This window comes from Acidimicrobiales bacterium (assembly GCA_035546775.1).
Classification (GTDB): Bacteria; Actinomycetota; Acidimicrobiia; order Acidimicrobiales; family JACCXE01; genus JACCXE01.
In genome coordinates this window covers 1-12,958 of sequence record DASZWD010000050.1, presented here as the reverse complement: position 1 = coordinate 12,958, position 12,958 = coordinate 1, and the positions used below count along the sequence as shown (strand labels likewise).

General features: G+C 68.3%; 10 protein-coding genes. 7 read left to right on the top strand and 3 right to left on the bottom strand.

What is annotated here, in order from left to right; all coding sequences use genetic code 11:
- Positions 1-56: 56 nt before the first annotated feature.
- Together VHC63_12400 and VHC63_12395 are read right to left on the bottom strand one after the other, a co-directional pair.
- Positions 57-1,292: a PKD domain-containing protein gene (locus VHC63_12400; protein HVV37400.1), complete on the bottom strand. Its 1,236-nt coding sequence runs from the start codon at positions 1,290-1,292 to the stop codon at positions 57-59.
- A gap of 286 nt (positions 1,293-1,578) precedes the next feature.
- Positions 1,579-2,532, bottom strand: a complete 954-nt coding sequence (locus VHC63_12395) for an LLM class flavin-dependent oxidoreductase (protein HVV37399.1) — start codon at positions 2,530-2,532, stop codon at positions 1,579-1,581.
- On the opposite strand from VHC63_12395, the gene VHC63_12390 reads away from it, so the two are divergent.
- Positions 2,449-3,345, top strand: a complete 897-nt coding sequence (locus VHC63_12390; protein HVV37398.1) for a hypothetical protein — start codon at positions 2,449-2,451, stop codon at positions 3,343-3,345. The two genes, VHC63_12395 and VHC63_12390, sit on opposite strands and share 84 nt — an antisense overlap.
- A 10-nt stretch (positions 3,346-3,355) precedes the next feature.
- On the opposite strand, the gene VHC63_12385 is transcribed toward VHC63_12390, so the two are convergent.
- Positions 3,356-3,808: a PaaI family thioesterase gene (locus VHC63_12385; GenBank protein ID HVV37397.1), complete on the bottom strand. Its 453-nt coding sequence runs from the start codon at positions 3,806-3,808 to the stop codon at positions 3,356-3,358.
- Between the two features lie 19 nt (positions 3,809-3,827).
- Here VHC63_12385 and VHC63_12380 point away from each other — a divergent pair, with 19 nt between their 5' ends.
- From VHC63_12380 to VHC63_12355, 6 genes are all read left to right on the top strand, one after another.
- On the top strand, positions 3,828-4,760 hold the full coding sequence (locus VHC63_12380) for a hypothetical protein (protein ID HVV37396.1): 933 nt from the start codon (positions 3,828-3,830) through the stop codon (positions 4,758-4,760).
- An 88-nt stretch (positions 4,761-4,848) separates the two neighbouring features.
- A complete protein-coding gene (locus VHC63_12375) occupies positions 4,849-7,959 on the top strand; it encodes a hypothetical protein (GenBank protein HVV37395.1) in 3,111 nt (1,036 codons plus the stop codon).
- The gene (locus tag VHC63_12370) at positions 7,956-9,254 is read left to right on the top strand and encodes a hypothetical protein (protein ID HVV37394.1); all 1,299 of its coding nucleotides are present in this window, start codon (positions 7,956-7,958) and stop codon (positions 9,252-9,254) included. Before VHC63_12375 ends, VHC63_12370 begins: the two co-directional genes overlap by 4 nt.
- A gap of 38 nt (positions 9,255-9,292) precedes the next feature.
- Complete coding sequence (locus tag VHC63_12365) at positions 9,293-10,732, top strand: ABC transporter substrate-binding protein (protein ID HVV37393.1); 1,440 nt, start codon at positions 9,293-9,295, stop codon at positions 10,730-10,732.
- Between the two features lie 13 nt (positions 10,733-10,745).
- Entirely contained in the window at positions 10,746-11,645 is a 900-nt protein-coding gene (locus VHC63_12360) for a branched-chain amino acid ABC transporter permease (GenBank protein HVV37392.1), read from the top strand.
- Between the two features lie 3 nt (positions 11,646-11,648).
- Positions 11,649-12,958 (top strand): ATP-binding cassette domain-containing protein (locus VHC63_12355; protein HVV37391.1); only part of this gene is annotated, 1,310 nt, incomplete at its 3' end.

The window sequence follows — 12,958 nt, the reverse complement described above, 5'->3', positions numbered from 1 at the left end:
TGCGCGCTCCGATACACAAAGTCCGTCGGGCAAGCATTGGCTGACCCGCCGGCGCGCTAGTTGACGTGCACCCAGGTCTCGGTCGAGGCCGTTGCGCCGTCGTCGTCGGTGACCGTGAGCACCACGCGGTAGGTGCCGGCGTAGGCGTATGTGTGCGTCGCCGACTTCGTCCGAGCGGTGCCGCCTGCTTTGTCGCCCCACAGCCATTGGTAGGACGCGACCGTGCCGTCGGGATCAGTCGAGCGGGCGCCACTGACTTGCAGCGTTCGGCCGCTCGTCGCCAGCGTGATGATCGGCTTCGGCGCGGCATTGCTCAGCACTGTCGTCGAGGTCGTCGAGGTCGTGGTGGTGGTCGTTGTCGGAAGGTTCGCGGCGGTCAGCGGCTGCCACTGCGGGTCATCATCATCGGAACCAGAGGTCAGCTGGATGAGATTCGTACCGTCGATAGCCACGCTGTACAGGCCGGGGCTTGCGCCACTCGCCGCAAACACCAGCCGCTGTCCGTCGGGCGAAAAGCTGGGCGACCCGAAACCGGTCGCGGGCAGTGTTACGGGAACGTCCGTGACCTCGCCGCCGGCGTCGCCCACGAGGAAGAGGTGTGGCTGATAGACGCCGTCACCGAGATACTCGGTGCCCGCGAACGCGATGCGATGCCCGTCGGGCGAGAACGACGGTGGACTGGACCCGGAGAACGGAGGAAGTGCGGCGACGAAGTGTGCGTTCGCGCCGTCGCTGTCGGTGACCCACACTTCGCGACGTCCGCTGCTCGGGATCCTGATGTAGGCGATGCGACGGCTGTCGGGTGCCCACGTCGGAAACCATTCGCCCTCGCCGCTGTCGGGGAACAGGCGGTGGGTTCCCGAGCCGTCGAAGTTGACCGTTTCGATCTTCGCGTTTGAGTCGTCGCCGGCCTCGTACATGAAGTGCGTGCCGTCGGGCGATACGCGCAAGTAGAGCCGGGGAGCGATGCCCGGTAGTGCCTGCTTCCCCGATCCATCGGGGTTCATCGTGGCAGCGAGGTCGCCGGAGTAGGCGATCTTCGAACCGGCGGCGAAGAAACTGGGGAACGCTGCTTGCTCCGGCGCCTGCGTGAGCGGGTGGAGGCCGGTGCCGTCCGGGTTTACGGCGAACAGCTCGTATCGGTAGTCAGGCATCCGCCGCGTGAAGACGATCTCTCCGTTGCCGCCTGGTTGTGCCGCGCCCGCCGGCAACCCGAACGTCGCGGCGCCGACCGCGGCGACGACTCCGGCAACGCACAGGCCGCGGTTGACGCGGCGAAGCAGAAGGCGCACGTCCGCCTATCGGCGGAGAAACCCAACGAGTTGAGGACTACCTTCGTGGCGTCGGTTCGGTCGAGACGTCCCCGCAGGAACGCGATCCGAACGAAGTCGTCGGTTCCCCGCGCGCCGCGTGAATCTCCACCTTCACGACGATCGGATCCGGGTTACTGAGGGTTGGAGCCAAATCCGCCGAGGAGTTCGGCTCAGCGGCGCTTGTCGCGCTGTACCCGTTCGGGTCGTCGCGTCGCGAAACTGGGGAAGAGTCCACACTGTGGACTGATGCTGGGAAAACGTCGGGCTACGCGCCCGCCAGTTCGTTCAGGAGGTCGCGCGTGCGCCGGCGCGACGCGCTTCTGGCCTCGCCGACCACGAAAGGCGCGCACCACACGTCGGTGGCGCCGGCCTCGAACAGCGCCGTGATCTGCGCGGTGACCGATGCTTCGTCGCCGACGATGGCGGCGTCGGCCGGTTCGGCGGCGCCGCCGATGTCGAGGATGCGGCGGTAATTCGGCAACTCGCCGTAGTTGGCGAAGTCCTTCGCTGCCTGCGCACGACCTTCGGCGGCGTCGTCGCACACGGCAACGGGCAGGCCCGCCACGATGCGCGGCGCCGGTCGGCCGGCGTTGGCCGCCGCCTTGGTGATGCGCGGCGCGACGTGGGACGCCACCGCCTTGGCGTTGGCCATCCACAGAATGGTGCCGTCGGCGTGCTCGCCGGCAACGCGCAGCAGCCGCGGCGCCAGCGCCGAGAGCATGAAGGTCACCGGCTTGTCCTTGAGGAGGGCGCCGACGGTCTTGGCGTAGGTCTCGGTGTGCGCGCCGACACCCTCGTACGACAAGCCGAGGTAGTCCTCGACAACGGGCTTGTGCGACGGACCGACGCCGAGGGTGAGCCCCGGCCGGTCCATGGTCGCCGCCGTCGACAAGGCGCGGTTGGCCTGGAGGATCGGGTGGCAGGCGTAGGTTACGAGGACGGAGGTGCCGAGTTCGATCGACGTGGTCGCCTTGCCCGCCAGGGCCATCGGCGCCAGTGGGTCGCCCAGCACGGCGCTCGGGAACCACAGATGGCTGAACCCGTCGGCCTCGGCCTGCTGTGCCTGCTCGACGATGCGGTCGGCACTGCTGCCTCCGCCGGTCAGTCCAATGCGCATTACGGCAAAGTAACCCCTGTGGAGATCGACCTCTCGGCGTTCGCGCCCTTCGACGACCTCGCAGAGCGGGCGCAGGTTGCTTACCTCGTCGAGATGGATCACTGCATCGCCGAGAAGTCGCCGTTCCGGCTGGCGTGCATCCGCTATCTCGCCGCGCGCGGCTGGCGTTGGTTCGGCGAAGAGGTTGACCACCGCATCGGCGCGCGGCTCGACGCCGGGGACTACCGGCCGGTGCGTGACGAGCCCTGGTACACGAGCGGTGTCCTGGCGGCGACGGCGGGCTCCGCGGCGGCGATCGAACTCGACCAACGAATGCAGCGTGACCGCGCCCGGCTCGTGCAGCGCGTCCGCGATTACGTGCCTGACGCGCGCTGGTTCGGCTTCGACATCGGCTTCGACGACAAGGACTACCTCGCGACCGCCAACGCCGCCGACACGTACGAGGCGCTGGCCGACGCGATGGCGCTACGCGAGCGCATCATCCACGCGCGCGTCGACGCGTGGTTCGCCGCGCACCCCGGCGAGAAGGTCGCGTTGATGGCCGGCAGCGTGCACCTCGCCAAGAACGACGCCAAGCTCAGCGCGCCAGGCATGACCGGGCCAGGCGGCGGTCAGGTGCCCTCGATCGGGCATCACGTGGCGACGTCGATCGGCGGTCCCGTGCTGTCGTTCTGGCTCCTGCACGGTGAGGGTGCGACGGCGAGCCCGTTCGTCCCCGGCGGCGCACTGCGGCCCGGTCCGGGCAGCTGGAACGCCGAGTTGCTGACGCGCTACGGCGCGCCGGTCGTCCTGCGCGTCGACGGCGACACCGAGCACCGCACCATCACCCACATGCACAATCTCGACCTTCGCTGCCGCCTCGCCGATCAAGCCGACGGCGTCGTCTTCGTGCCGACGGTGACGCCGCTGCCGTAGCGGGCAGTGCTCAGACCCGGCGCCACTTCGCAGTCGCGCTGGTCAGCACCTCGTCGTCGGTGCCGGTGATCTCGGCGACGGCGTAGTAGTCCTTGCCGTAGGCGCCGATGACTTCGGCGCGCACGCCGACCTCGATGCCGACGGGAACGGGGCGGCGGTAGCGCAGGTCGAACTCCATGGTGGCGACGTTCTGCCAGCCGGCTTCGTCGGCTCCCAGCTCTCCGTTGGACGCGTGCATGGCGTGCATGGCGAAGCCGATTGCCTCGTCGAGCAGCGCCGCCTGCACACCGCCGTGCACGACCCCCGGGGCGCCGCACGTGTGCGCGGGCGCGGTGTAGCGCGTGGCGACGCCGCTGTGGCTCACCTGCGTGAACCGCAGCTGCAGGCCGCGCTCGTTGGTCGGGCTGCAGCCGAAGCAGTTGTTGTCGGGGAAGTCGAACACGATTTCCTTGCCGATCGCCATGGCATGGAACGCTACGGCAATGAGCGATCTCGACCACTCCGTTGACCCCGCCGACGAAGGCCGGCACGAGCCGGGACCCGAGGAATGGTGGAACGAGTCGTGGTATCTCGACTTCGTCGACGGCGACGGCGAACTCGCCGGCTACGTCCGCCTCGGCCTGCACCCGAACCAGGGCGTGGCCTGGTGGACCGCTGCGGTTGTCGGCAAGGACAAGCCGTGCGTGATGTCGACGAACTACGCGTTGCCGCTCCCGGCGCCCGACGCCATGTCGGTCGCCGCACAAGACGTCACCGTCGACTGCATCGTCGACGAACCGTTGCAGCACTTCCGCGTCGTCGCGAGCGCGCCCGCCAAAGTGCACCCGACGGCCAACGGCGTGTACGACAACTCCAACGCGGAGGAGACCACGGTCGCCTTCGACGTCACGTGGACGACCGACGGCGTGCCGTATCACTACGTCCTCTCGCCGCGCTACGAGATCCCGTGCACCGTCGCCGGGACGATCACGGTCGGCGACGAGACCTACACCGTGAATTGCCGCGGCCAGCGCGATCACTCGTGGGCCAACCGCGACTGGTGGTCCTTCGAGTGGTGCTGGTTCGCCGGGTGGTTGGACGACGGAACCCGCGTGCACGGCGCCGACATCCGGCTCAGCCCCGACTTCCGCTTGAGCTTCGGCTACCGGCAACACGATGGCGAGGTCGTCGCCGTCGAAAGCGAACTGGTGACCACCGAAGAACTCGGCGACTACGGCATGCCGACGCGCGGCACCGTCACGTGCGCGCCTGCGGGCATCGACCTCGTCGTCGACCCCATAGCGTTCGGTCCGCTGCTCCTCGTCGACCCGAACGGTCAGCGCGCCCACTTCAATCGCGCCGCCACGCGCTTCACGACCCGCGCCGGAGTCGCGGGCTTGGGGTGGATTGAGTGGAATCAGGTCCAACGGCCCTAAGTAGCCAAGGAAAACCCAACGCCGTGGCATTCCTGCTCAGCCTCTTCTGACCTCCGCCGATCAGGGGGTTATCGAACAAGGAGGCCATATGAGGAGGCCACGTACGCGGCGCGCAGTTGCCGCCGCCGTCGTTGTTGTCGCGACCGCAGTGTTCGCGGCACAAGTCCTGTCCGCCAGCGCCGACGAGACGAAATCCGTCGACGTTGCCGTTGTTCGCCTCGACAGCGCCGGGTTCCCGTTGGGCGTCACGCTCAACGCGTTCACCCGCACCTACAGCGACAGCGGATCCAAAGACAGCGCCAACGCGTCGACGCTCGATCTGAAGGACGGACTAGTAACCGTCAACGGCGACCATCGCGCGCTGCCGGTCGTGGTGCATACGCACTACTTCCTGAACGGCACCGAGGTCTCCGCGCAGGACATCGCCGGCAAGTCCGGTGACTTCAAGGTCGAGTGGGATGTCACCAACCGCACGCAGAAGACCGAGGAGGTCACCTACACCGACTCGGTCACCGGCAAGGAGAAGACGGTCACGGCGGCGACGATGGTGCCCTTCACCGTCGACCTGTCCGGTCTCTCGCTCCCCGACGCGTCCTTCGACAGCCTGACGAGCAACGGCGTCCTGTCGCGCTCGTCGGCCAACGACGCCACTGTCCTTTCTTGGACGTCGGTCCTCGCGCCGCCGGTGTTCCCCGGCACGGCGAACTTCACCGTCGAAGGCAAGACCAACAACTTCAAGCTCCCCGAGACGCAGATGGTCGCGACCCCCGGCATCAGCGGCGCGCTGCCCAAGGCGGCGAGCGACGCGGCCGAGAAGGGTGGCGCCGCCACCGCGACCGTGCGCGGCTACATCGCCCAGTTCGGCGACGGCTTCGCCCAACTCGACGGCGGCATCTCACAACTGAAGGGCGGCCTCGACCAGATCTTCGCCGGCATGAACGACACGTTGAAGCCCGGCCTGACGAACACGAAGTTCGACAAGCCCCTCTACGCCGAAGACTCGACTCTGGCCTACAACCAGCCGGGTCTCCTCGAGGCGCTCAGCCTCCTCGGTGACGGCTTGGGCACGATGATCACGGGCGCGGCACAGATCCGCGCCGGCCTCAAGACCGGCGACGCCTCCAACCCCGGTGTCGTCGAAGGCCTCAACCAGGTCATCTCCGGCATCGGCCAGGGCAACGAGTTCGACGGCAACGGCAACCCGCTGACCGTCCGGGCGTCGCTCAACGCGCTGCGTCTGGGCATCTCGTCGGGCGACGTGAACGCGCCCGGCCTCGTCGAAGGGCTCCAGCAGATCTCCGACGCCATCGGCGCCGGCACCGAGTTCAACGGCACGACGCCGCTCACGATTCGGGCGTCGATCAACGCCGTCCGCGCTGGCCTGTCGTCGGGTGACATGAACAACCCGGCGATCATCGAGGGTCTCCAGACGATCTACGCGTCGATCGGCAACGGCACCGAGTTCAGCGGCACCACGCCGCTGACGGTCGCCGCCGGCCTCGCCGCCATCCACGGTGCGCTGTCGTCGGGTGACATGAACAACCCGAAGATCATCGAGGGCCTCCAGACGATCTACAACTCGATCGGCAACGGCACCGAGTTCGACTCGAACAACCTGCCGCTCACGCTCGCGGCGTCGCTCGCCGCCGTGCGCGCCGCGCTGTCGTCCGGAGACGCCAACAACCCCGCAATTCTCGAAGGCCTCCAAAAGATCTACGCCGGCATCGGAGCGGGCAACGAGTTCGACGGCAGCGGCAACCCGCTGACGGCTCGGGCGACGCTGAACGCCATCCGCGGCGCACTGTCCACGGGCAGCATGGTCGATCCCGGCATCATCGAAGGCGTCGAGCAAGTCGTCGCCGGCATCGGGCAGATGAAGACGCAGCTCGACGGGTTCGCGTCAACGTTTGTCGCCACGGTTAACGGGCTGCTCGGCCCGCTCGCTCTCGACCTCACGCAGGGCGGCGCGGTCCAGGGTGTCCTCGACACGGCAGTTGGCCAGTTCAAAGCGGCGCTCGACACGATGAGCGCCGGGCTGGAGTCGGGCGACGTGAACAACCCCGGAGTCCTCGAGGGCCTCCAGAAGATTTACGCCGGCATCGGCGACGGCACCGAGTTCGACGCCAACCAGAATCCGCTCACGTTGATGGCGTCGATGGTGGCCATGCGCGCCGGCCTGTCGTCGGGCAGTCAGGTGACGCCGGGCATCATCGAAGGCGTCCAGCAGGTGTTCGCCGCCGTCGGTGACGGTTCTGAAGTCGTCAACGGCGTGCCGAAGTCGATCCGCGCCGGCGTCGACGCGATCCGCGCCGGCCTGTCGTCGGGCAGCATGCAGAACCCGGCGGTCATCGAAGGCCTCCAGCAGATCCTGGCGGCAATCGGTACCGGCAGTGAATTCAACAACGGCCTGCCGGCATCACTGCGGGCGAGCCTCAACGCCATCCGCGCCGGCCTGTCCTCGGGTGACGTCAACAATCCCGCCGTCGTCGAAGGCCTGCAGCAGATCTACGCGTCGCTCGGCCTCGGCAACGAGTTCAACGGCGCCACGCCGCTGACGATCCAAGCGTCGCTCGTCGCCCTCCAGCAGGGTGTCGCGCAGCTCCAAGGTGGCGCGCAACTCGCCCACGACTCGATCGGTACCGGCGGCGCCAGCGACTTCGGTTCCGACGGCACGCCGTTGACGATGCAAGCGGCGCTCGTCGCCATGAGTTCGGGCGTGTCGCAACTCGTCGGCGGGATCGACCAGATCGTCGCCGGCCTCGGCAACGTCGACGCCAGCGGCAAGCCGGTGAAGAACGTGACCACCCGCACGTCGAAGTACGGCAACGTCATCGAGACGCCGGCTGACCTGCTCTACGCCTTGCAGTCGTCGAAGGACGCGGTCATGAACCAGTTCGTCGCCGGCGTCGCCCAGATCGTGGACGCTCTCGGCGACCCCAACGTCAGCGCGGCGACGATCTTGGCTGGTCTCAAGCAGGTGAGCGACGGCCTCGGCCTCGCGAACGGCGGCGCCTCGACGGGCGCCACCGGTGCCACCACGCTCAGCCATGTCGTGTCGAGTTCGGTCAACAGCGCCGACGTCGCCACTGCCCTGCACCAGGCCGGGGTAACCCGCGCCGAGCAGTACCAGGGCTTCGGCAGCGCCAGTGGCGACAAGCACCGAACAATCTTCGTCTTCCGGGAAGGAGGCGTGGGATGACCCGGGCCCGGAAAGCGGCCGCAGCGGCCGTCTGCGTCGCCGTCGCCCTCGCGGGTGTGGCGTGCAGCAGCAAGACCAAGACCAACACCGAGGGCGAGAAGGCCCGCTCGACGAACCTGTCGGGCGCCCCGGCCATCGCTCTGCAGACGACCGTGAAGGACGCCAAGGTCGGCCTCATCGTGTCGAGCGCCGGTCCCGGCGCCGACCTGAAGGACATGGCGGCCGGCGCGTACATCGCGGCCTTCCGCCTCAACGAAGCCAAGACGGGCAACAGCCACGTCGAGCTCGCCGTGCAGGACGACAACGGCACGCCGGACGGCGCGACCGCGGCGGTGAACAACCTCGTCGACCAGGGCGTGATCGGCATCGTGTACGCGTCGACCGGTGAGCAACTGCTCGCCGGCGCCGCCACCGCCGCCGAGAAGGGCGTCGCCGTCGTGTACCCCTACGCCGACGATCACCGCATCGTCGACCAGGGCGCCACCTCGTACCTGGCGTCACCCACGATCGAACAGGTCGCATCCAAGCTCGCCGACAAGACCAAGGACGCCGGCAAGATCGCGCTGCTGCGCCAAGCCGGTTCCTACGGCGACGCCGGCAAGGCGGCGCTCGTCGCCGACGGGTTGTCCTTCGTCAGCGACACGCCGATCACCGCGACGGATCCGATCTCGGCGACGGGCATCGTCGCCGGCGCGCCGGACGCGGTGATCGTGTTCGCCGACGCCGCCACGTCGCTGGCGGCGGCCGACGCGCTGTCGACGGCCGGCTACAGCGGCGCGCTGCTCTTCGGCGATCGCGCCGCAGTACCCGCCTTCGGCCACGGTGTCGCCGGGTCGCTCGCACCCGCCGTCAACGACGGTGCGCTCTCGGTCGGAACCTGGGCCGGTCCGGACCTGCCCACCGCCGCCGCCGACGCGTTCTACCTCGCCCGCGACAAGGCGGTGTCGAGTGGTGCGGTGAGCGCCGACCTGACGTTCGCCGACTTCCGCAGTCACGACGCTGTGCTCGCACTCGTCCACGCGGCTGAGGCGAAGGCCGATCGCGCCGACGTGCTCGACGCCATCAAGAACGTGGCCACCGACGCCGTCACGGGCACGGTCGGAGCGCCAGACGACTTCTCGCAGCAGCTCGCCTTCAACGACAAGAACGTGGCGTTGCTGACGTACTCGTCGCTCAACGACGGCGGCGGGCGCTACCCGACCGACGCCACCGCCGGCGGTCACTGGATCGCCGTCGCCGGGTCGTACACCCCACCCGCCGCGCTCGCGGGTCTCGACAATCCATACGGAGGCTAACGATGGACGAACAGAAGGAATTCTCCCGACGAGACTTTGTGAAGTGGGCCGGCTCGGTCGGCTTCGGCACGATGTCGGTGCTCGCCCTCACCGCTTGCGGTGGTGGCGGTAACAAGAACGACCAGTCGTCGGCCACCACGGCGGCCGACAAGTCGCGGGGCTTCACCGCTTCGGGCGACACGCTGAAGGTCGGTGTCGTCGGCATCTTCTCCGGCGTCGGCGCCTTCGTGGGCCGCATCGTCAACAACTCACTCGACGCCGCCGTCGCCCAGATCAATGCGACGGGCGGCATCGGCGGGCGCAAGGTGGAGGTCATCAAGCGCGACACGGGTACCGACCCGCAGGCGGGCGTGAAGGCGTACCAGGCGTTCGCGTCGGACTCGAGCGTCATCGGCATCCTGTGGTGCGGCGGTGCCGGCCTCGACGAGAGTCGGGCGCAGATCAAGCGCGACAACATGCCCGTCATCGCGGTGTTCAACGACTTGTACTCGTCGAAGAGCCTGTACCCCAGCGCGCCCGAGCGGTCGATCTTCCAGATGCTCATGCCCGACTCGATGGCCTTCGACGTCCTCGCCAACTACGCCAAGAACGACCGCGGCTACTCGAAGGTCGGCCTCATCTACGACACGCTGATCGGCGCCAACGCCAAGGAGTACTTCACCGCGTCGATGAGCAAGTACGGGATGTCGACCGCCGGCATGGAGAGCTACCAGCTCGGCGACGCCGACTTCGGTCCGCAGATCAACCGGCTCAAGGGTCAGAAAGGTCACTCCCTGTTCGTCTGGGGTATCGCTGGTGACACCGCCGGCATCGCCAAGGCGATCGACAAGGTGGGCGGCGGCTACGTCGACACCCCGACGGCGAAGGCCGGCGGTTGGAACCCGCACATCATGGGGTCGCCCGGTGGCACCGGCGAGCACACGTGGGCCGACCTCGCCGGCTCCGCCGCCAAGATCGGAACGCTGACGGCGTGGCATGTCGGCGGGCTCGTCTCGCTGCCCAGCTTCGCCATCCGCGGCTGGATGCAGAAGTTCCTGAAGAAGGGCGTCACCGGTGGCGAAGAGTCGCCGGCCGACGGCCTGTTCGCGCTGCTCAAGGCCACGCAGAGCGCCGGGTCGACGGATCGTCAGAAGATGGTCACCGCCCTCGAGACGATGGGCGATATCAAGTTCGCGTCGCTGCCGTTCAGCTTCAGCGCCGACCGCCACCTCTCCAAGACGATGGACGACCTGCTGATCGTCACCCTCGAGAAGTCGTCGGGGCCGGCCAAGACGACGCCGGCGTACGAACTCGGCGCGGAATGGAAGAGCGTGTTCCCCGCGGGCTACGTCGGCCCTACGCACCTCGTGCGCCCGACGCTCGAAGCAAACAAGCGCGCCCATCCGGACACGATGGCGGAGGTGTTGCGCCTCGGCTACGGCACGCAGTGCACCAAGCACGCCGACGGCACGCTCGGCAACGAGTGCAAGATTCACTAGTCGCCGCCGAACCGTGAGCAACCTCGTACAAATAGTCGTCTACGGGATGACGGTGGGGTCGGTGCTGGCGCTCGTCGCGCTCGGCTACAACCTCGTGTTCGCCACGAGTCGCGTCGTGAACTTCGCCCAGGGCTCGATGCTCGTCGTCGGCGGCTACATCGCCTTCGCCTTCGTACGCGCCGGCGTCCCGTTGTGGGGTGCGGTGCCGCTCTCGGCGCTCGCCGGCGCCGCCGTCGGTGTCGCCATCGACGTCGTGGCGATACGGCCGCTGCGCGAGTTCGACCCGGGGACGAGCGTCGGGTGGATCCTCACGACGTTCGCTGCCGGTCTCATCCTCCTCGACGTCATCAAGCTCACGATCGGCGCTGAACCGCGCACCATCCCGGCGCTGGCCGACTCGGTGTTCGGTTGGCGCGGCTCGACAGTGGCCGGCATTCCGATCGTGCCTGCCGACGTTTTGATCGTCGTCAGCGCGCTGGTGTTGATGGTGGTGGGCGAGTACGTGCAGCGCCACACGATGGCGGGCCGTGCGTTGCGCGCCGTGTCGCAGGACCGCGCCGCCGCGTCGCTCATGGGCATCAACCCGCGCTTGACGGTGACGGCCAGCTTCGCCATCGCCGGCGCCCTCGGCGCGCTGGCGGCCGTGTTGCTGGCGCCGCGGCTGTTCGTCAAGTTCGACAACGGCACCCTGCTCGGGATCCAGGCGTTCGTCGCCGCGGTCATCGGCGGTCTCGGTTCGACGCGGGGTGCGGTACTCGGCGGATTCGTGCTCGGCTTCGTCGGCGCCATCCTGCGCGTCGTGTCCTCGAGCGGAGGCCAGTACGAACCGCTCGTCATCTTCGTGGTGTTCCTGCTCGTCCTGGTCGTGCGGCCCACTGGTCTGCTCGGCTTGCCCGTCGTAGAAAAGGCGTAACGCGTGGCCACTGCTCACCTCCCGGCAGTGAAGCTGCCGCGGTTCCACGTGCCGGCGGCGCTGTCGCGCTTCGTGCCCGCCGCCGCGCTGGCGGTGTTCTTGATCTGGTTCGCCAACGTGCCGGGTTCGTCGTCGCGGTCGTGGCTCGACATCGGCGTCGAGGCCACCTACCTCGCCGCCATCGCGTTGGGCGTCAACCTGCTGACCGGCTACACCGGTTTGCTGTCGCTCGGCCACGCCGGGTTCTTCGTCGCCGGCGGGTACGCCGGCGCGGTGTGGGCGCCGCAGTGGGGCCTGTCGCCCTGGTTCGGCCTTCCCGTCGCGTTCGCCTTCGGCGCGCTGATGGGCACCCTGCTCGCCCTCCTGTGCTGCCACCTGCGCGGCTTCTATCTCACCGTCGTCACCCTGGCGTTCGGGGCATTGCTGCCTGCGCTCGTCGTGGTGCTCAAGACGATGCTCGGCGGCACGAGCGGGCGCAGCGTCGACCACCCGATCAACGTGGCCGGGTTGCCGTTTGCGCACGGCGACTCGTATCGCGGCTTGTTCATCCTGTCGTCGGTCTTGCTGTTCCTGACGCTGTGGCTGTGCTGGAACCTCGTGCGTGGCAAGTGGGGCCGGGCGAGCATGGCGATTCGCGAGTCCGAACTCGCGGCGGAGGCGTCGGGCGTCGGCACGTACCTGCACAAGGTGTCGGCCTTCGCCCTCTCGGCCGGCATCGTCGCCGTCGCCGGTGTGGTCGCCGCCGAGCGCTTCCTGCTCGTGAGCCCCGGTTCGGGCACGCAGGAACAGTCCTTCCGCTACGTCGTGGTGATCGCCCTTGGCGGTCTCGGAACTCTCGCCGGCCCGATCATCGGCGCCATGGCGGTCACCTTCGGCTTCGGCATTAGCTGGGTGCAGACCCACCTCGTCAACGAGCAGAACCTCGTTTTCGGCGTCCTCGGTCTCGCCGGTGTGGCCCTCGCGCCGGAGGGAACGATGGGCAACATCCGCAAACTGATGAACAGCCGCGCCAAGCCGGCGGTCATCGACCCGAACGTCGCCGCCGCCGCGTCGGCCACGGCCGGCACCGTGTTGCGTCACGTCGAGCCGGGCGAGAGCGCCGCGCTCGAGCTCATCGGTCTCACCAAGCGTTTCGGTGGCCTGGTGGCCCTCGACGGTATCGACCTCGTCGTGGCGCCGGGCACTGTGCACGGCCTCATCGGTCCCAACGGTTCGGGCAAGACGACGCTGCTCAACCTCGTCTCGGGTGCTTCACCGGCCTCAGGGGGACGAGTCCTGATCGGCGGTCGCGACGGTGGGCAGGCCTCCGCCCA

What these genes read in the sequence shown, in the direction of transcription:
- VHC63_12375 (HVV37395.1), top strand. Translation starts at nt 4,849, where the DNA reads ATGAGGAGGCCACGTACGCGGCGCGCAGTTGCCGCCGCCGTCGTTGTT.
- VHC63_12370 (HVV37394.1), top strand. Translation starts at nt 7,956, where the DNA reads ATGACCCGGGCCCGGAAAGCGGCCGCAGCGGCCGTCTGCGTCGCCGTC.
- VHC63_12385 (HVV37397.1), bottom strand. Translation starts at nt 3,808, where the DNA reads ATGGCGATCGGCAAGGAAATCGTGTTCGACTTCCCCGACAACAACTGC.
- VHC63_12380 (HVV37396.1), top strand. Translation starts at nt 3,828, where the DNA reads ATGAGCGATCTCGACCACTCCGTTGACCCCGCCGACGAAGGCCGGCAC.